The sequence below is a fragment of the Pseudomonas mosselii genome (assembly GCF_003205295.1).
Taxonomy (GTDB): Bacteria; Pseudomonadota; Gammaproteobacteria; order Pseudomonadales; family Pseudomonadaceae; genus Aquipseudomonas; species Aquipseudomonas mosselii_B.
Window position 1 is genome coordinate 68,253 of sequence record NZ_QJRP01000009.1, and the last position, 19,551, is coordinate 87,803.

Below are 19,551 nucleotides of genomic sequence, written 5' to 3' on the forward strand. Positions count from 1 at the left end.
CATGCTGGGGATTTTCGTTCGACTGCTCGGCGCCGACGCCGTGTTCCTGCGCCGCTACATGCGCCTGGCGCTGGTGTATGGCGTACTCTGCGGGCTGACCATCGTCACCCTGGTGCCGATCTTGCGCGACCTGCTGGGCAACCAGCTGGAAGCCGCCGGCCAATGGCTGGCGCTGCTGGCCCTGGGCGTCGTGGTGTGCTGGTACCTGCGCCGGCGGGTGGAGAAGGCCGGCATCGCCGTGGGCATCGCGGTGCTGCGCGGCGGCCGCCAGCGCCTGGGCGAGCATGTCGGCACGCTGCCGGTGGGTTGGTTCAGCGCCGCCAATACCGCGCGCCTTAGCCATGTCACCACCCAGGGCATGATGGAGATCGCGCAACTGCCGGCCCACGTGTTCACGCCACTGTTCACCGGTGTGGTGACGCCGCTGGTGATCCTCGTCGCGCTGTTGCTGGTCGACCTGCGCCTGGGCCTGGTGGCCCTGGTCAGCCTGCCGCTGCTGGCCCTGGTGATGCTGGCGACCATGCGCCTGGGCCAGCGCGCCGACCAGCGCTACCAGCGCGACACCGCGCAGACCAGCCAGCGCATGGTCGAGTTCGCCCAGGCGCAGTCGGTGCTGCGCGCCTTCAATGGCGAGCAGGGCGGCACGCGCTTCCTGGAGCAGGCCGTGGCCCAGCAGCAGCAGGCCGCGCGCAAGCTGATCCAGCTTTCGGCGCTGTCGTCGGTGCTCAATGTCTGGGCAGTGCAGGCCAGCTTCGCCGCCTTGCTGGTGGTCGCCACGCTGTGGCTCGGCGAGCAGGTCGGTGCAGCTTTCGACAGCGCGGCGGTGATCGCCACCCTGGTCGCGCTGGTGCTGGCGACCCGCTTCATCGACCCGTTGCTGGATGTGGCCGGCTACAGCGAAGTGTTGCGCGGCACCCGTGGCCAGTTGCAGGCGGTGGCCGAACTGCTGGCCGTCGAACCGCTGCCCGAACCCGCTGCGCCGCAGGCGCCGGTCGAAGGTTCGGTGCAGCTGGAACAGGTCGGTTTCCGTTACGGCGACGGCCAGCCCGAGGTGCTGCGCGAGGTCAGCCTGGATATCGCGCCCGGCAGCATGACCGCGCTGGTCGGCGCGTCGGGGTCGGGCAAGACCACCCTGGTGCGCTTGATCGCGCGGTTCTTCGATGTCACCCAGGGCCGGGTCAAGGTCGGCGGCGTGGATGTGCGGCAGATGTCCGCCGAACAGCTGGCCGGGCAGATCAGCCAGATCTTCCAGGACGCCTACCTGTTCCAGGGCAGCATCGCCGACAACATCCGCCTCGGCAAACCTGACGCCAGCGAGGCCGAGGTGCTCGAGGCGGCACGGCTGGCCGGGGTGCAGGAGATCCTCGAACGCCTGCCCGAAGGCTTGCACACGCCGGTGGGCGAGGGCGGTGCGCGCCTGTCCGGCGGCGAACGCCAGCGCATCTCGATTGCCCGGGCGCTGATCAAGGACGCGCCGATCCTGTTGATCGACGAGGCCACCGCAGCGCTGGACGCCGAGAACCAGGCGGCTATCGCCGAAGCGCTGGCACGGCTGCGCGGCAAGCGCACGCTGATCGTCATCGCCCACCAGTTGTCGACGGTGGCCATGGCCGACCAGATCGTGGTGCTCGACCAAGGGCGCATTCGCGAGCAGGGCGCCCATGCCCAGCTGGCTGCCGAGGGTGGCTTGTACGCGCACTTCCTCGAGCAACGCCGGGCCGCCAAAGGCTGGCGCATCGGCGAGGCGGCAGGCGATGGAGTGACCGCTTGAGTCGGGTGCTGCTGCCAACCTTGCTGTTGCTCTTGTGTGGCGCTTCATTGATGGTCGGGGCCAGCCAGATGTCCTGGTCGGCCTTGTGGTCGGCCAGCGACGATGCCTGGCTGACCCTCACCGCCAGCCGCTTGCCGCGCCTGGCGGCGCTGGTGCTGACCGGGGTCGGCCTGTCGATCTGCGGGGTGATCCTGCAGCAGATCGTGCGCAACCGCTTCGTCGAACCAGCCACCTGCGGCGGGCTCGACGCGGCCAAGCTGGGCATCCTGGTGGCCCTGACCGTGCTGCCCGGGGCCGGGGCCAGCGGGCGCATGCTGTTCGCCCTGGTGTTCTGCCTGCTGGCCAGCCTGGTGTATGTGGCGATCATCCGCCGCATCCGCTTCACCAACCTGGTGCTGGTGCCGGTGATCGGCCTGATGTACGGCAGCCTGCTCAGCGCCATCGCCGAATTCTACGCCTACCGCCACAACATTCTGCAGAGCATGCAGGGCTGGCTGCTGGGCGACTTCTCGCGGGTGATCGAGGGCAACTACGAGATCATCTACCTGATCCTGCCGATCGTCGTGCTCACCTACCTGTACGCCCAGCGCTTCACCGTGCTCGGCATGGGCGAGGGCATGGCCACCAGCCTCGGGCTCAACTACGCGGCCACCGCGATCCTCGGCCTGGTGCTGGTGGCGGTGACTGTGTCGGCCACGGTGATCACCGTGGGCGCGATCCCCTTCGTCGGCCTGGTGGTGCCTAACCTGGTAGCGCTGCGCTACGGCGAGAACCTCAAGCGCACCCTGCCCATCGTAGCCATGTGCGGCGCGGCGCTGCTGCTGGCCTGCGACATCCTCGGCCGGCTGCTGATCCATCCCTACGAGGTGCCCATTGGCCTGACCGCCGGCAGTGTCGGTGGCGTGCTGTTCCTGTTGCTGATCCTGTGGAAGTGCAAATGATGCGCCGCGCCGCCTGGTTGTTGTTGCCGGCCCTGGCGCTGGCGTTCCTGTTGCTGGGCTCGGGCCTGGACTTCAGCTACGTGATACCCAAGCGCCTGGTGCGCCTGGGCGCGATCGTCGTGGCCGGGGTGTGCATCGCCTTGTCTTCGGTGATCTTCCAGACCCTGGCCGGCAACCGCGTGCTGACTCCGGCGATCATGGGTTACGAAGGCATCTACCTCTTGTTCCAGGCCCTGCTGGTGCTGTGGCTGGGCACCGCCAGCGTGGCGCTGCTGGGCGCCCAGGGCAACGCGCTGCTGTCGATCGCGCTGATGCTCGGTTACTCGTGGCTGCTGCAGCGTTGGCTGCTGCGCGAGGGGCGGGGTGATGTCTACCGCCTGTTGCTGCTGGGCCTGGTGCTGACCATGGTGCTGGGCACCTTCACCCAGTTCATCCAGCTCAAGACCAGCCCGGGGGAATTCTCCATCCTGCAGAGCCTTGGCTACACCAGCTTCAACCGCGCCCAGCCGGCCCAGGTGCTGTACTCGGGCCTGCTGGTGGCGGCGGTGGCGCTGCTGGTGGCGCGCGGCACGCGGGTGCTCGACGTGCTGGCGCTGGGTCGCGACCAGGCCATCGCCCTGGGCCTGGACCATGGCCGCTGCCTGCGCCTGCAGATGGCGCTGATCGCCGTGCTGGTGGCGGTGGCCACCAGCCTGGTGGGGCCGACCGCGTTCATGGGGGTGTTCGTCGCCAACATCGCCTACGCCCTGGCGCGTAGCGCCCGGCATCAGGTCATCCTGCCGCTGGCCTGCGCCGTGGCCATCGGCATGTTCCTGCTCGCCCAACTGCTGGTCGAGCACCTGTTCAACTACCGGACCAGCGTGAGCATCCTCGTCAACCTGGTGTGCGGCGCGTACTTCCTCGCGCTGATGGTCCGCACCCGAGGCACCCCATGATCACCCTTGAACACCTGCACAAGGCCTACGGCGAGAAGACCGTGCTCGACGATGTGAGCCTGGCGTTTCCCGCAGGCCAGGTCACTTCGCTGATCGGCCCCAACGGCGCCGGCAAGAGCACCCTGCTGATGTGCATCGCCCGGCTGCTGCCGGCCAGTCGCGGGCGCATTCTGCTCGATGGCCAGGACATCGGCCGCATCGCCATCGCCGACTACGCCCGCCGCGTGGCCACCCTGCGCCAGGTGCTGGACTTCAACCTGCGCCTGACCGTCGAGGAGTTGGTCGCCTTTGGCCGCTTCCCCTACAGCCGCGGCCTGCTGACCGCCGACGACCAGCAGGTGATCGACGAGTCGCTGGATTTCCTGGGGCTGCAACCCCTGCGCGGGGCTTACCTCGACGAGCTCAGCGGCGGCCAGCGGCAGATGGCGTTCCTGGCCATGACCATCGCCCAGCGCACCGACCTGCTGCTGCTCGACGAGCCGCTGAACAACCTCGACATGAAGCACGCGGTGCAGATCATGCAGGCGATCCGCAGGCTCTGCGACGAGCAGGGGCGCACGGTGATCCTGGTGGTGCACGACATCAACTTCGCCGCCAACTATTCCGACCACATCGTCGCCATGAAGGGCGGCGCCGTGCACAGCCACGGGACGGTCGCCGAGGTGGTCACCCAGGCCAACCTGCGCGCGCTGTTCGGCCTGGCCTTCGAGATCCTGCCCAGCGCGCACGGTTTCGTCTGCAACTACTTCAACCCATCACTATCGAGAGAGCTGGTATGAACGGAATCTGCAAGATACTGCTGGCCGCCGCCGTGGCGGCCGCGCTGCCCGGCTGCGACCAGGCCCCGCCGGCCCAGGAGCGCGCCGCCAGCGCCGACTACGCCCCGGTGAAGGTCGAGCACGCCCTGGGCACCACGCTGGTCGAACACCAGCCGCAGCGCGTGGTGGCCTTCGACATGAGCGAGTTGGACACCCTCGACCAGCTCGGCGCGCCGGTGGTCGGTATCGCCAAGGACTATGTGGCGGGCTTCCTGGCCAAGTACCGCGACGACCCTAAGGTGGCCGATGTCGGCACCACTATCCAGCCTAACCTCGAGCGCCTGCATGCGCTCAAGCCCGACCTGATCCTGATCTCGCCGCTGCAGGCGCAGAGCTACCAGGAACTGAGCCAGATCGCGCCGACGGTGCACTACGACATCGATATGGACAACCGCCAGGGCAACGTCATCGAGACCGCCAAGCAGCACTTGCTGACCGTCGGGCGGATCCTCGGCAAGGAAGAACGGGCCCGGGAAACCGCCGCGCGCATCGACGCCAAGGTGGCCCAGGTGCGCCAGGTGACCGACGGGCGTCCGGAGAAGGCGCTGGTGGTGCTGCACAACAACGGCGCGTTCACCGCCTACGGTGTGCGTTCGCGCTACGGCTTCATCTTCGACACCCTCGGGGTCAAGCCGGCCAGCGACGACATGCAGGCCGGCCTGCACGGGCAGCCGATCTCCAACGAGTTCATTCACCAGGCCGACCCGGACATCCTCTACGTGATCGACCGCACCGCAGTAATGGAGCGCCGGGCCGCGCTGGACCGCGAGACCCTGGACAACCCGCTGCTGCGCCAGACCAAGGCGTGGAAAAACGGCCATGTGGTGTTCGTCGACCCGCAGACCTGGTACCTGTGCACGGCCAGCGTGACCTGCCTGGAGCGGGTAGCGGACGAGGTGGTGAAGGGGTATCAGGGTTGATCCTGCATTCAGCCCATACGTAATTCCTGTGGGAGCGGCCTTGCGTCGCGAAAGGGCTGCGCAGCAGCCCCGGCGATTGATGGGTCAACGCTGAAATCCTGGGGCCGCTTTGCGGCCCTTTCGCGACACAAGGCCGCTCCTACCCGAAATGAGTTGCTGAACCGATACTGGCCAAATGACTGTAATTTCTGTTGAGGGATTCACCGCCTCGTACGGAATGACTAATGAGAAACATTACCATTCCGTCCCAAAGGAACCCCTCATGTCGCCACTGCAATACCCCAAGGCCCCAAACCTGCCCCGCAGGGCCTTGCACATGGCCCTGCTGCTGGGCATGACCACCCTCGTCGGCAACGCGTTCGCGCAACCGCCACGGTCCACCTCCACGGCGCAGCAACAGACCCCCGATGTGAATGAAGAGGGCCTGACCCTGCCGGAAACCCTGGTGCAGGACACCCGCGACTCCCTGGGCGCTCCACCACCGGAATACGCCGGTGGCCAGGTCGGCTCAGGCAGCCGGCTCGGCCTGATGGGCAACAAGGACTTCAGCGAAACACCATTCAACGCCATCAGCTACACCAAGGAATACATCGAGAACCGCCAGGCTCAGGACATCGGCTCGGTGATCGGCGCCACCGATCCGTCGGTCTACGTGCCGAGCAAGCGCGGCATCTTCGAAACCTTCTTCATTCGTGGCCTCTACAGCACCGGCAACGACATCACCTTCAACGGCCTGCCGAGCATGGCGCCAAACATGCGCGGCTCCACCGAGCTTGCCGAGCGCATCGAAGTGCTCAAGGGCCCGTCGGCGCTGCTCAACGGCATGCCGCCTGACGGCAGCGTCGGCGGCAGCATCAATATCGTGCCCAAGCGAGCCGGCGACGAGCCCCTGGCCCGGCTGACCGCCTCCTACGAGTCCGACGGCCTGGCCGGCATGCATGCTGATGTTGGCCGCCGCTTCGGTGACCAGAAGCAATTCGGCGTGCGCTTCAACGGCGTCTACCGCGACGGCGACACCCCGGTGAACGATCAGCAGCATCGCATGCAGCTGTCGTCGCTGGCCCTGGACTGGCGCGGCGAGCGGGCGAGGGCGTCGCTGGATTACTACCACCAGCGCGAGCGCATGGACGGGGTCAACTATTTCGGCATCTCTTCGATCAGCCCCGGGGTGACCCACCTGCCCACGGCCAAGAAGGGCGATAACTCGCTGGCCCCGGAGTGGGCCTATACCGTCAATGACACCGACACCGTGGTGCTGCGCGGCGAGTACGACCTCAACGACTCGCTCACCGCCTTTGCCGGCTGGGGCCATAGGGAAGGGGGCTACAACGCGCTGATGACCAGCGGCATGCTGCTCAATGATGCCGGCGACATCTCCGCCACACCGATCCGCTCGGCCCGCGACGGCGAGCAGAAGTCCGGCGAAGTCGGCCTGCGCGGGCGCTTTGCCACCGGCCCCGTGGACCACGCCTGGTCGCTGGCAGCCACCCGCTACGACTCCGAGAACAGCTTCAAGGACAAGCGCCTGCCGACGCGCATCCTCACCAACTACTACGATCTGGACTACGGCCCGCGCCCGGAGATCGGCGAGTACGGCAATGTCACCTCGCGCATGCGCGCCCGGCTGAGCAGCGAAGCCTTGCTCGACACGATGTCGTTCCTCGATGACAAGGTGCAGTGGACCGTGGGCGCACGTCACCAGAACGTGCGCGCGTCGAACTACGACGGCAACCACCAGCGCACCTCCAAACCCTACGATGAAAGCCGGGTATCGCCGGCCACGGCCCTGCTGGTCAAGGTCACCGACGAGCTGTCGCTGTACGGCAACTACATCGAAGGCCTGAGCCAGGGCGGCATCGCCCCGGACAACGCGCGAAACGCGGGTGCGATCATGGCGCCGTACCAGACCAAGCAGTACGAACTGGGCGCCAAGCTCGACCTGGGCACCTTCGCCCACACGGTCAGTGTCTACCAGGTAAAGAAGCCAAGCGCCTATACCGACCCGGTCACGCAGGTCTACGGCGTGTACGGCGAGCAGCGCAACCGTGGCCTGGAATGGTCGTTCTTCGGCGAGCTCGAGCCGGGCCTGCGCCTGCTGGGCGGTGCGTCCTACACCAAGGCCGAGCTGACCAAATCGATACGCAAGGAGAACGAAGGCAACCAGGCCACCGGCGTGCCCAAGGTGCTGGCCAAGCTCGGCGTCGAGTACGACCTGCGTGAGCTTCCCGGCCTGACCCTGACCGGCAACGCCAACTATGCTGGCCGGCGCTACGCCACCGATGCCAATAACCTGTCGCTGCCGTCCTACACGATCTTCGACCTGGGCGCCCGCTACAGCCTGAAGATCTCGGACAAGCCGGTGACCTTGCGCGCCACCGTGCAGAACGTGGCCAACAAGGCCTATTGGATTGGTTCGTGGAACGGCGGCGATGGCAGTGGCCTATCCGGTGGGCTGGGCACGCCGCGGTCGTTGTTGTTCTCTACCTCGGTGGATTTCTAGCCAGACCAGCGCTGGCTACGTGGGAGGGGCGGTGCGACTTGCACCGCGATCACCACGCAGCCGGTGCCAGGCTCTGCAGCCCCTTGACGCAGGATAACTATTCACTATGATTAATTTTCAATCGAACCGCTGAAAGACTGCTCAGATCACCATAAAAGGTGCTCATCCCCAGCAGGCTCGCTTTCAGCCATGCAAGTGAGGAGCGCCCATCATGGCGACCACAGTCAAAACCCGCTCTGTTACGGCTCACGTGCCGGTGCAACTCGCTGAAAAAGTCGATTTGCTGGCCGAGCGCCTGGAGCGCTCGAAGAACTGGATCGTCAAGCAGGCCCTGATTGCCTGGATAGACCAGGAAGAAGAGCGCAGCCGGCTGACTCGCGAGGCCTTGGCCGATGTTGATGCCAACCGTGTGATCGACCATCAGGCCGTTCAGGCCTGGGCCGATAGCCTCGGCACGGACACACCATTACCCGTTCCCCGCTGATGGACTTGAAGTGGACCAGCAAGGCGCTCTCCGATATTGCCCGACTGTATGAGTTTCTTGCAGCGGTCAATAAACCGGCTGCCGTGAGAACCGTCCAGCAGCTTACCGGCGCTGCCTCCATGCTCTTGGCCAATCCGCGTATCGGTGAACGTCTGGAAGAGTTCGAACCACGGGATGTGCGCCGGCTCCAGATCGGCCACTATGAGATGCGTTACGAGATAGCGGATTCCACGCTCTTCCTGCTGCGGCTCTGGCACACCCGCGAGGATCGATAGCCCTACACACCCTGTGGGAGCGTGTTTACCCGCGAAGCAAGCAACGCGGTGGATGGCACCGGCTTCGCCGGTGTTCGCGGCTAAAGCCGCTCCCACAGGTCCTTGCCAAATCAACAAGTTATGTGTTGAACCAAGAGGGCAGCCAGCCCCCTCACACCCGAAACCGCGACACACTCGCCTGCATGCCCTGGGCAATCTCGCCCAACCGCTGCGCCGCCGAGGCCAGCTGCCGCGTGGTGTCGGTACTGTCCCTGGACATGCGGGCAATCAGCTCGACCTGCTGCGCCACCTCCTGGCTGGCCTTGGTCTGCTCGCCGATGGTCTGCGAGATCTCCTCGACCACAGAGGCGGCGCGGCGCGCCCCTTCACGAATCTGCTGGATCGACGCGCCGGCCTGGGTGGCCAGCTCCACCCCGGCGCGCACCCGGGTGACGCCGGTCTGCATGCTGTCCACGGCATTACCCGTGCTTTGTCGGATGCGTTCGATCATGCCGGTGATCTCCCGGGTCGACTGCGCCGTGCGCCCGGCCAGGCCGCGTACTTCGTCGGCGACCACGGCAAAGCCGCGCCCGGCCTCGCCGGCACGAGCGGCCTCGATGGCCGCGTTGAGGGCCAGCAGGTTGGTCTGCTCGGCGATGGTGTTGATCACCTGGATGATCGAGTAGATCTCCTCGGAACTCTGGCCCAGCACGGTGATGGTCTCGGAGGAGCGGTTGACCGCCTCGTCGATCCCCTGCATGCCGCCGACCACGCTGAGGATGACCTCGCCGCCGTCGCTGGCCAGGCGTTCGGACTGCCCGGAAATGGACTGCGCATCCCGGGCGTGCTCGGCGATCTGCGCCAGGTTGGCGATCATCTGCTCGGTGGCCGAGGCCATGCTCACGGCACTGTCGGACTGCTGGCTGGTGCGTTCCACCAGGCTGCTGGAGGCCTGGCCCAGTTCGTCGGCCACCTCGCGCAGCAGCAGGTTTTCCTCGTGGATGGCCTTGATCATGTTGCCCAGGCTGTCGCGCATGTCGGCCAGCGAGCGCAGCAGGTGCCCGGTCTCGTCGCGGTCATGGACCTGGATCTGGGTAGTCAGGTCTCCCTGGGCGATGCGTTCGGCCACCGCCATGGTCTGGCTCAGGGGGCGAAGGATCGAACGCAGCAGCAGGAAAGTGCACAGCGCCAGCACCAGGGTGGCCAGGATCATCCCACCCACCAGCACGGCGATGCCCTGGTGCAGGGTGGCGGTGCTCTGCTCTCGGCTCTTGTCGGCGTTGCCGGCGATCAGGTCGCTGAGGGTGCTGTTGCGCTGCTCCAGCTCCTTGAACGCCGCGACGAAGGCCGGCAACTGCGCCTGGGCCTGCTCGGGGGATTTCAATGCCAGCTGGATAATCGAGGTGGCGCTGGCGATGTACTGCTCCAGCAAGGGTCCCAGGTCGCTGATGGCCTGATGCAGATCGGCGTCCAAGGGCAGTTCTAGATTGCTCCGCACGACACCGCGGAACCACTTGGCGTGCTCGTCGAGGTCGGCCAGCACCTGGTTGGCGGTATCAACATCGCCCGGCTTGACCAGCAGGGCGGCGAGCACGTCGGCGCGCAGCGCGTCGTGCATCATGTCGCCTTCCATGTGATTGCGCAGGGCGGCCATGCTGTCCTCACTGCGCTTGAGTGCCTGGTTCTGGTCATGCTCGGCGAGCAGGCCGCTGCCGCCGAGCAACAGCGCGGCGAGGATGCTGACCAGACCGAACCCGATGGTTTTCTGGCGAATGTCCATTTCGAACAGGCTCCGTGGGGTGGGTCTGGTGAGCATAGATGGCTGGAGGTATTTCGCTGGTTGGGAAAGGGCCATGGAGGAGGGTAGAGCGTAGATTCATGACACTGTTCCAAGAACCCATATATAACTCAACTAAATATTCATTTAGTTGAGTTATAATTATTGGTTATCAATGGTCGGGCAGGGCACACAGACGTGTTGCAGGAGCCTGCCGATCATGTGAAGTTTGCCCCTAGTTCACATACCCTGAGAAAACCATCAAAGGAATGAGATACATCCATGCGTGGACTCACCGCAATACCGTTGTTGTTTGCTCCCATGATCGCCTGGGGCGACTGCACGCAGCACCTGCAAACCTGGGCCCAGAACCTACATCCAACCTTGAAGCTCGCCAGCGAGTTTGCGGTCTGCAAGGTCAATCCCGCAGACGCCAACCAGGTATTGGCAGCCTTGCCCGTGATGATGAATGTCGATGAGTACGGGCAAGGCGATTACGGTCTGGATGTACTGGTGGCCGAAGCCGCCAGCGGCAAGATCATTGCTCGCAGTTACCAAGAGGCTGCGATCGTCTCCGACGCGGTGCAGTTTTCAGGCCTGACGTTGGACACGGCGCGGTATCAGGTTGCGCCTGGGCAGCGGGCATTTGGCGTGCGTATCAGCCATACCGGCTCGTCACGGGTCAATCCGTTCAGTAGCGAGACCCTGAGTCTTTACGTGAACGACGGCTCGCAATTGCGCCAGATCATGGGAAGCCTGGTTGTAAGCAAGGGCAACGGTGAATGGGATGGTTCCTGCGCTGGTGAGTTCGGCGAGACAAAGCGGACGCTGGCGATTGGCAAACCTGGCAAGGATGGTTTCAGCAGGTTGCGGGTTACCGAGATCACGACCGGAAGTCGGAGCGTTGTGAAAGGTGTTGATGACTGTGAGGAGACCGAGAGCAGTTCGACGACGAAGACGTTCAATCTGGATCATGACGGCAGTCGGTATGAGGTGCCGAAGGAATTGACGTTCCAGTGAGCTGGATTGGAGATGGGGCTTTGATGGAGGCTGAAATCTGGCCTCCCTCTGGGCGTGATGCTCAATACGAACTTACGCATAATGTATATTATGTTAAATTGAGTATTATGGGAGGTGACCTTCTGAGTCGATCACCTGTGGTTTGCGTCTGCCAGATCACGCTCGAGCTGTGAACGTTGAAACCGAAACGGAGTTCTGTCGCGTCACCGGAAACAACCCCTTCCCAATGCGTTGCCCTCGACAGCTCATGTGAAACCTGAGCTGCGGTCGGCCACTGTCGATTTCAGAACGGAATGCTAAGCGGCTTGGGGTCGCCTTTTTGCGTCCTGGCCTGTCGGAACCAAAACGGAAAATTGCAAGTCTGCGCGCGGCCTCCAGGAGTTGCTTGATCGAGCCGTGGTTTTTCGCGTCATTCAGCTCGATCAGCCAGCACCAATTCGCCCGTCACGCAGCGAAACGTCGCGCCAGTACCGATTGGGTTGGACGCGTAAGCAGCTATCGAAAGCACGCGGAGTTATTCATGAGCAGGAGACTGTGGATCTGGACACTGATTACCACAAACAGGATCGCCCGCCTCCATTATTTGGCATGCACCAGAGAGACGTGCTGGTTTTCATGACGGCACAGGCCCAAGCCTACGTAGAAAGCTGCTTTCCTAAAAAATACTTCAACACCGCGCGCGATGGACTCGTTAGAGGTAATACGGGCGTATCGATCGTGCAGTGCGGATCGGTAAAAGCTAGTGGCGCTTGAAAAGCTACTTTTGTGGTCAATTTACGTTAAACAAAAAAGCCTCAATTCATTACTGCGCGAGTCTAGTCAAGCAGAGGAGCACGATCGCCCTCCTCATCAACTGGATCGCCCACAACTGGAATCCGTTGAATTCCCATTGGCAATACAACACGTGCATCCAGGGCTTGGAAAAAATGCTCAGCTGGAGCTTCGCGAACGATCGCTGCCTGCTTGATTGGACGCGTGAAGACTTCGAGGAGTACTCGACCTTCATCCTCAATCCAAGTCGAGTCCCGTTACCACCGGCGTTTGTGCAGGCATTTGATAGCTACCTGACTTACCTAAATATTGATGCCAATCAGCTTTTGCCCGCTTCATATTTATTTGAGTGCGAGCGCCCTCGCCCATTTCTCGCTGAATCGTTTTTCAATCTCTGGAACGCCTAGGCACTGTACACCGTGTAGGACGTGATTCAAGCGGGTGAATCGCTTCGTGGTACATATACGGCCGACCATGGGCGTGGCTCCTGTGCACGGCTGTCGTGAATCAAGCCGTCCGCCAAGCGCGCGTCTTGACCCTGCCGGGCCTCCATGCTGAGGCCGGGGTTGGTCAGTGCTGCTCCTGGTCACTGGCGGGCCTAGCTACCACTACCCCCGCGCAGGAATACGGCCAGGCTCACCCACAGGTGTTGCCGAAAACTCTGCTTCGCTGCTCGGCCCATTTTCTCCAGTCGTTCAAGCCTTGCAATCATCCGTGCGATGGCAAGTCGTGCCCGGCGTTGGCGTCCATCGGATTTTCGCTTAAGGCCGAATATTCACACGTAACGGTCTTGAAGCTTTCTGGGATAGCAACCGAGCGCAGATAAGACACTTTTCTCCACTCGAACCCTGCAAACTCATCTAGGGTTGGAGCAACAAGAGCCAAGCGTTTATCGGCGTCCAGAAACACCATGGTTGTTGTGGAACTATCTATATTCGCGCAAGGAGAGTGCGCATTGAAATCTACAGACTGAGCGATCCTGTAGATCATTTGAAGTCTCTGGCTATCTTTGTCAATCTTGAAATGCGAAAATAGAGTTATGATTATGAATGCGAGTCCTGTTACGACTTGGCAGAATATAAGCATGAACCCTTTACCGTGATGATGTCCTTGCATCACTGAAAAGGCTGCCAAGACGAAGCACGCTATGCCTGAGGCGACGAAAAACAAAAACAGGAAATTGATCATGTGCAACAGAGTGCTCGCCATCAAGGTCATCGGAAAAGCACTGGCTTCCATGTGGAATATAGTGTTGATATCCACTGATGCCTTTGCCCTGGCGACGTAACCTAGACATGCAACAAAGAAAGCCCATAACAACAAACTAGACTTCAGATTGATGAGGCGATTCATTAGGGTTACTTCAACCAAGCCCAAAAACACATAAATCGAGCCCAGCAAGACGCCGCACATATAAATGGCGAATTTGTCGGGTTCTGGATTAGTGCCGTTATTGCATGAGATTGCGATGGCAAACATAACGCAGATCACGAGGCTCACACCGAATAAGGCACGGACTGCGGACTCTTTAACTTTAGTTTCATCTGAAGGGTTGGTGTAGGAAATACTCAACGCTCTCTAACCTTATTTGACTCATGAATGATGATGGTAGCGACAGTAGGAGTGACCTCTCCTAGAAGAGACCAAGCCTTACCATCTCAAATTCCGGGATGGAATCAGATTGATCTGGCCGGTTGTATTTTGGATTAACTAAAAACCGTGTCTTACAGGAATTGGCTCACCCCAGCTATTCAGGTTTTATCCTCTTACTCACCGACGTCAGCCTGCGCTTAACGCCAATTTTTGGATTCAAAGCCAGCGCCTCCTCATAGACTTGGACTGCTTCGGGGTACTGGCCTAGCTGCTCGTGCGCAAGCCCCTGGACTTTGAGCGCTGTGGGCCTCCAGGCAGGGTTTTCATCTGCGCCGAGTGTACGGGCACGGCGTACAGCGGTCAGGACTTCCAGCGTGCGCTCGTCTGTCAGGTCGCCCTCCCCTAAAATATTTTCTGCGGCGAGGATGATGCGGTCGTAACGGGAGGAATTGAGGTTGGCATTGCCAAGCTGATCAGCATCGATGAATTGGCCGTGAACGTTGTACCGGAAGCTCCCCATGTCCTTGAACAACGCTATGAGTTCTCCTGTGCTCTCGTCCACTTCGTAGCTATCAGGCCATCCGCCCTCCGGAGTGACGCTGTACATTTCGACCCGATTGACCAGGTCAAACAGGAACACCTTGTTGCCATGATCGGTTGGGCTGTTGGCGGTGGCGCAGAATGCGTATTTCCCGTGCCTGGAAATACCACTGGTGAAAACATTTGCCTTCAGCTCTTTAGCTAAGATCACAGAACCGCAGGGATCGAAAACGCTGAACGTACCAGACAGGGTGCTACCAAAATGCCAATCTTCCAGGCAAAACACGCCGACGTCACACACGTGGCCATTATTTGGCCTAGGCATGCTCCCATGGCAGGCAACGGTGCCGCTGCTCACATCTGCAAGCACGTAGGCCCCTAAGCCGGACTCTCTGTGACCTCCCCGACCCGCTGAGGGATCAGAGTCTCTCCAGGCGATCGCCCACTTCTTGGACTTTGACAGCTGATAGATGCCCGAGAAATCAAGCGATTCGACAGTGAAGAAAAGCTTATCTCGTCGGATCTGAGGAGCGGCCCGAAGCTCTGGCTGAGCGTCGAGGGATTGAGCCTTAGCTGGCTGGTGCCTTGCTGCGGTATCGGATTTGACAGCTTTGGGTCTGTTGAACATCCAGCTGAAAATGCTCATCTCCCTACTCCTTTGGAAATTTGAGCGTGCTGGAATGCGGACGCGCATTCCGAGCAATACATCTACGTCTGTAGTAGCTGACAAAAAGCGAGAATTACCTAACCTTTCGAAAGCAGATAGCCAGTATAGGCGCGCCGGCCGATCGTGTCCCAGGAAGTGGTGTAACTCATCATGGCCTTGACCACTGAGCTTGCCGTTTAGTTGATCACGGCCGACAGCTTGGCCTGTAGATTATCGCTGACCGCCTCGAATGCCTCCAACTGCATATAGCGTCGTTGCAGGCACCACTCTTCGTTCTGCTCCAACAGCATCGCGCCTACCAGCCGTGTGATGGCAGGATCGTTGGGAAAGATGCCCACGACATCGGTGCGACGTTTGATTTCGGCGTTGAGCCGTTCCAGCGGATTGGTGCTGTGCAACTGCTGTCGGTGCGCCTTGGGAAACGCCATGTGCGCCAGCACTTCATCCTCGCAGCCGTCCATGAGCGTTGCAATCTTGGGGTACTTCTCGCGCAGCTGATCGGCAACCAGGCGCCACTGTTGGTGGCATTCGGTGCGGCTGTCCTGGGCGAAAACCGTGCGCAGGAGCGCCGCCACCATGGTGCGCTGGCCCTTGCCGACATGGGCCATGGCGTTACGCATGAAGTGCTCGCGGCAACGCTGTCAGGTCGCGTTGAAGACCTTGGAAACAGCCGCCTTGAGGCCTTCGTGAGCGTCGGAGATGACCAGCTTTACGCCACGCAGGCCACGCCGCATCAAGCTTCGCAGGAAATCCGTCCAAAACGGTTCTGCCTCTGAAGGGCCAACCCGCATACCCAAGACCTCGCGCCCGCCATCGGTGTTCACGGCCACGGCGATTATTACGGCGACCGAGACGATGCGCCCGGCCTCCCGCACCTTGACGTACGTGGCATCGATACACAGGTAAGGCCAGTCGCCTTCCAGGGGACGGTCCAGAAAGGCGTGGACACGCTCATCGATCTCGCCGGCCAGCCGTGACACTTGGCTCTTGGAGATGCCGCTCATGCCCATGGCTTTGACCAGCTCGTCCACCGAACGCGTTGAAACGCCTTGGATGTAGGCTTCCTGGATCACCGCTGCCATCGCCTTCTCGGCGGTCCGTCGAGGCTCGAGAAAGCCAGGAAAGTAGCTGCCTTGGCGCAGCTTCGGGATCTTCAAGTCAACGTCGCCAGCGCGAGTTTGCCAGAGGCGATCCCGGTAGCCGTTACGGCTGTTCATCCAGTCGGGGCTTTTGACATCGAAGCCGGCGCCGCACAGGCCTTCGACATCGAACTCCATCATGCGCTGGGCAACAAACTGGATCATTTGCTTGAGCAGATCAGCGTCTGCCCCTTTCTCAACCAACTCGGTCAGTGCGATAGTGGGCTTGGTCATCGTGGTTTCTCTGGTGAAGTTAAGTCCGCAAACTCAACGTTTAGCCAAGAACCACGATGACCATCCTCTTTCGCCCGCAGGGCGCCTTCGGCTGGTTCAGTTACACCACCTCCAGGGACACGATCCCTCAGAGGTCTCAAAGGTACCCTTCGCTAGGTGTAGAAGCGGCGTATTGAGCCATCGATGTCCCCAGCTACACGCCTGGCGAAGATCTTGTCTGCTTTTGATCACGACTACCCCGCGAGCGAGCTTTTCATCAGGGAGCTCACCTCCGGCGACATGCACGAAAGCATTCGCAAGGGCGAGGTAGATTTCGGCATCGGCCCGATGAGTGATGCTCAGGACTTCAATTTTGAGCCTGTCCTCACAGAAGACCTGTATGCGTTGGTGCCCAAGAAGCTTCTGCCCGAAGCTGTAGATACCATCACGATGGAGGAGCTGGCCAGGCTTCCGTTGCTGTTGCTAAACCAGGCCACGGCGCTGCGGATGCTGATCGAAGACACCGCTAATGCCGCCAACCTTACACTCACCACTCGCTATGAGTTCAACCAGGCGCAGACCCTGATTTCCATGGCAAGCGCAGGCCTAGGCGCCGCGGTGCTGCCTTCGGTCGTTCTGTCTGACTACCCTCTTCCCGAAACCAGCCAGATGCTCATCGTGCAGCCGAAGATGACGCGCCAAGTGGCGATCATTACTTTGAAAGGGCGGGCTCTTTCACCTGCAGCAGCCAAGCTGGCTCAGTTGGTGCGGTTGCTCATCGGAGTACCTCATTCGACTCACAACCGCACCCAACCCTACAGAGCCTGAAGTATTCCTTTGCTCGATTTCAGATCATTTACATGCTCGGCAACTGAAGGGGGATGGCGGTGAGTTTTTTGATTTCCATTTGAGCAATCTCAGGGCTTAACAGAATATCTTCTGGCTCAATGCTTCCGGCACCTCGGAGCTCGTCATAGAGATTCCATAGCTGGTCGATATCGGTGAGTAATGCAGAAAATTCACATGCCAATGTGTGCCGTTTATCTTTTTCGAAGGGGGTTTGATCAATTGTGATGTCAATACTGAAACTCGCGTCTCCGCAATGATTACCATAAAAATCCTTTTCACCTGTATAGGTCAAGAAATGCTTGGTAACGAACTGCATAAAGTCGCCAAGAGACGCGAATCTTCTGTCTTTTTCTAAAAACCTTTCAAGGTGAGTAATACCCGAATCTCCTTGAAGAAGGTACTTGGCATAAAGCGTGTCGCGTAGGTATAACCCGTTCTGTGGGTTGTATTGGTAAGCGAGAAGCTGCTCGAAGTGCTGCAGCACCGCCTTCTCCAGTTCGTTCAACCTTCTAGGAATGGCCGTATCGATATCAACGCTTTTTCGGTCAGACCAAAACGTACTGATGAGGTACACAAACTGTATGTTGATGTACGCTTTAAGGATGTTCACCAGAGTCGTCCCCGAGTTTGCATCAGGGTCTCGTGGTTGAAATGCCTCCAACAAGATCCGAAGCCGCTTTTGGAAGATTGTCGAGCCATCGTTGGAGGCGATGACCAAATCTTCGAGACCTTTGCGATGATTGACGTAGCGCTCAAGCTTCGAGAGCACCAAATCATAACGGTCACCCAGATCCTCAACTAGTTGCTCGCGACGAGCCTCTATCATGGCTTCCACGATGGGGCGCAGATCAGCTTGATAGACGTACTGGTTGCTGACCTGGATCACAGATACAGGCAATCTCGGACTGACTTTGCCGTCCTCCTTGATGTGCTTAACAAATTTCCCATCTTCGTCGCGAATCTGCCGCACGTTGCCTTCGGTAAATCGCCCTTGTGCCAATCCTTCACGGATCGCTTCGTCAGAAATTCCTTTGTATTTTCCGTTCATGCCATCGTTCCCAATTAAGACAGGTGAGGATCTCGCGGGAATGATATCACCGTGCCACCCAAGCCATGATGGAGTCATGACAACGAATTGTTGTACTGGCAATGGTTGGGAGTCTCGAAGCTAATCCGCAACCATTGGAGGTTGGCCATCATGGCCAGGAGTGACGTTTAGCTCGGAGAAAAACCGAGAACGACTAACGAAAATATCCTGTCTGCCCGCGCCAGCACTGGCGCATCGATCATCCGGCCATCTAGCTTGAATGCATCTGGCTGGTTAGGCTCTGTACGAAATGTATCTGCACTCGCCCATACTGCGTTGAAACGGGGCTCGGAATGCTCATGTACTCCAGTACACTCCGCTTCCTCCCCCCGTTTCGCCTTGTCTGGCCTTCGCGCAGACACATTTTGTAGTGGTCTATTAACCCCGGACATCCATTTAGGTCGGTGTGGGAGCCGGCTTGCCGGCGATGGGCCGCAAAGCGGCCCCGGGTCTAACAGACTGACACCAACCACAGCAGCCACCGCTTTCCTACTCAACCCTCCGGCCAAACATCAACCCATGATTCACATCCTGAGCCAGCGCCTTGGCCATGCCACTGAGGTAATGCACCGCCGTGAGTAGCGTAGGCAAATGATCCGTCTCCGCCATCGCCAGATCACTGATCTTGTGCACTGCGCACATCAGCACGGTCGCCTGCTCAACCGCATGGTCCATCGAATGGCCCGCCACAACACGGAACAGCGGGTCTTGACCGCCCTCCTCTCCAGCTTCGCCGAAATGCCCGACGCCGGTGGTTGCGAGCTTCCTGATGCGTGGGGTTTGCAATTCCTTATCCATACCATTCCTCCTGCGGCCCCGCGAACGGCGCGGGGCCTGATCGGTGAACTTCAAGTGCGAGCCCAGGCTCGCTGGATCAATGCTGGGATTGCACGCGACTCAGCGCCACCTCCACCAAGGTGCGGGCACTGTCGATTTCGTGCATGGCGGCGAGGGTCAGGACCTGGCCTGGGGGTTTGGCGTGGAGCAGGACGGTCTGCTGGCTGACGGTCAGGGCGCAGACGAGGTATTCGGAGATCTGGACCAGGAGGTCTTCGAGGGTGTGGGTGGTGTATTTGTCGTGTAGCGGTGGATCGGGGACGATCTTTAACATGATAAAGCTCCGATATCTGACTGGAGCTACCACATCTCTGCTGTCAAACAAATGGGTGGCAGCGGTACGTGGGTTGACAGACCGAGGATATCGGAACTCGGCGCACCGAAGTGCCCCACGCACAGCCGCCATAGAGCGTTGTGCATGATCCGTATATCAGG

Annotated in this window: 17 protein-coding genes and 2 pseudogenes; 11 read left to right on the top strand and 8 right to left on the bottom strand. The window is 60.6% G+C overall.

What is annotated here, in order from left to right; genetic code table 11:
- Position 1: 1 nt before the first annotated feature.
- The 8 genes from DMX06_RS11465 to DMX06_RS11500 all read left to right on the top strand — a co-directional run bounded on the left by DMX06_RS11465 (position 2) and on the right by DMX06_RS11500 (position 8,644).
- On the top strand, positions 2-1,771 hold the full coding sequence (locus DMX06_RS11465; RefSeq protein WP_110737078.1) for an ABC transporter ATP-binding protein: 1,770 nt from the start codon (positions 2-4) through the stop codon (positions 1,769-1,771).
- Positions 1,768-2,712, top strand: coding sequence for an ABC transporter permease (locus DMX06_RS11470; protein WP_110737079.1), 945 nt, complete (start codon positions 1,768-1,770; stop codon positions 2,710-2,712). The genes DMX06_RS11465 and DMX06_RS11470 overlap by 4 nt, the downstream gene beginning before the upstream one ends.
- Positions 2,712-3,647 carry an iron chelate uptake ABC transporter family permease subunit gene (locus tag DMX06_RS11475; RefSeq protein WP_110737283.1) on the top strand — a complete coding sequence of 312 codons (936 nt, stop codon included), beginning with the start codon at positions 2,712-2,714 and terminating at the stop codon, positions 3,645-3,647. The genes DMX06_RS11470 and DMX06_RS11475 overlap by 1 nt, the downstream gene beginning before the upstream one ends.
- On the top strand, positions 3,644-4,426 hold the full coding sequence (locus tag DMX06_RS11480; protein ID WP_110737081.1) for an iron ABC transporter ATP-binding protein: 783 nt from the start codon (positions 3,644-3,646) through the stop codon (positions 4,424-4,426). Before DMX06_RS11475 ends, DMX06_RS11480 begins: the two co-directional genes overlap by 4 nt.
- Positions 4,423-5,385, top strand: a complete 963-nt coding sequence (locus DMX06_RS11485; RefSeq protein WP_110737083.1) for a siderophore ABC transporter substrate-binding protein — start codon at positions 4,423-4,425, stop codon at positions 5,383-5,385. Before DMX06_RS11480 ends, DMX06_RS11485 begins: the two co-directional genes overlap by 4 nt.
- A gap of 262 nt (positions 5,386-5,647) precedes the next feature.
- A complete protein-coding gene (locus DMX06_RS11490) occupies positions 5,648-7,885 on the top strand; it encodes a TonB-dependent receptor (protein WP_258378839.1) in 2,238 nt (745 codons plus the stop codon).
- Positions 7,886-8,096: 211 nt separating this feature from the next.
- Entirely contained in the window at positions 8,097-8,369 is a 273-nt protein-coding gene (locus DMX06_RS11495; protein ID WP_110737084.1) for a CopG family ribbon-helix-helix protein, read from the top strand.
- Positions 8,369-8,644: a type II toxin-antitoxin system RelE/ParE family toxin gene (locus DMX06_RS11500; protein ID WP_110737086.1), complete on the top strand. Its 276-nt coding sequence runs from the start codon at positions 8,369-8,371 to the stop codon at positions 8,642-8,644. The genes DMX06_RS11495 and DMX06_RS11500 overlap by 1 nt, the downstream gene beginning before the upstream one ends.
- Before the next feature lie 151 nt (positions 8,645-8,795).
- Here DMX06_RS11500 and DMX06_RS26970 read toward each other — a convergent pair whose 3' ends face one another.
- Together DMX06_RS26970 and DMX06_RS26975 are read right to left on the bottom strand one after the other, a co-directional pair.
- A complete protein-coding gene (locus DMX06_RS26970) occupies positions 8,796-9,659 on the bottom strand; it encodes a methyl-accepting chemotaxis protein (protein ID WP_446033103.1) in 864 nt (287 codons plus the stop codon).
- Positions 9,657-10,478: pseudogene (locus tag DMX06_RS26975) on the bottom strand (HAMP domain-containing protein); the annotation flags it as partial. The gene DMX06_RS26970 and the pseudogene DMX06_RS26975, both read right to left, overlap by 3 nt.
- A gap of 204 nt (positions 10,479-10,682) precedes the next feature.
- On the opposite strand from DMX06_RS26975, the gene DMX06_RS11510 reads away from it, so the two are divergent.
- Together DMX06_RS11510 and DMX06_RS26120 are read left to right on the top strand one after the other, a co-directional pair.
- A complete protein-coding gene (locus DMX06_RS11510; protein WP_110737089.1) occupies positions 10,683-11,420 on the top strand; it encodes a hypothetical protein in 738 nt (245 codons plus the stop codon).
- Between the two features lie 749 nt (positions 11,421-12,169).
- A complete protein-coding gene (locus DMX06_RS26120) occupies positions 12,170-12,598 on the top strand; it encodes a hypothetical protein (RefSeq protein WP_146232202.1) in 429 nt (142 codons plus the stop codon).
- Between the two features lie 301 nt (positions 12,599-12,899).
- Here DMX06_RS26120 and DMX06_RS11520 read toward each other — a convergent pair whose 3' ends face one another.
- The 3 genes and pseudogenes from DMX06_RS11520 to DMX06_RS11530 form a co-directional block, all read right to left on the bottom strand.
- Complete coding sequence (locus DMX06_RS11520; protein WP_146232203.1) at positions 12,900-13,763, bottom strand: hypothetical protein; 864 nt, start codon at positions 13,761-13,763, stop codon at positions 12,900-12,902.
- Between the two features lie 175 nt (positions 13,764-13,938).
- Positions 13,939-14,970 (bottom strand): tetratricopeptide repeat protein, encoded by a 1,032-nt coding sequence (locus DMX06_RS11525; RefSeq protein ID WP_258378840.1) that lies wholly within the window; start codon positions 14,968-14,970, stop codon positions 13,939-13,941.
- A 197-nt stretch (positions 14,971-15,167) separates the two neighbouring features.
- Positions 15,168-16,364: pseudogene (locus DMX06_RS11530) on the bottom strand (IS256 family transposase).
- 183 nt (positions 16,365-16,547) lie between these two features.
- Between DMX06_RS11530 and DMX06_RS11535 the strand changes: the two are divergent.
- Positions 16,548-17,171 (top strand): LysR substrate-binding domain-containing protein, encoded by a 624-nt coding sequence (locus DMX06_RS11535; protein ID WP_110737095.1) that lies wholly within the window; start codon positions 16,548-16,550, stop codon positions 17,169-17,171.
- A gap of 28 nt (positions 17,172-17,199) precedes the next feature.
- Here DMX06_RS11535 and DMX06_RS11540 read toward each other — a convergent pair whose 3' ends face one another.
- The 3 genes from DMX06_RS11540 to DMX06_RS11555 form a co-directional block, all read right to left on the bottom strand.
- On the bottom strand, positions 17,200-18,240 hold the full coding sequence (locus DMX06_RS11540; RefSeq protein WP_146232204.1) for a hypothetical protein: 1,041 nt from the start codon (positions 18,238-18,240) through the stop codon (positions 17,200-17,202).
- Positions 18,241-18,768: 528 nt separating this feature from the next.
- Positions 18,769-19,077, bottom strand: coding sequence for a DUF3077 domain-containing protein (locus DMX06_RS11550; protein WP_110737101.1), 309 nt, complete (start codon positions 19,075-19,077; stop codon positions 18,769-18,771).
- Between the two features lie 76 nt (positions 19,078-19,153).
- Positions 19,154-19,390, bottom strand: a complete 237-nt coding sequence (locus DMX06_RS11555; RefSeq protein WP_110737103.1) for a hypothetical protein — start codon at positions 19,388-19,390, stop codon at positions 19,154-19,156.
- Positions 19,391-19,551: the final 161 nt, after the last annotated feature.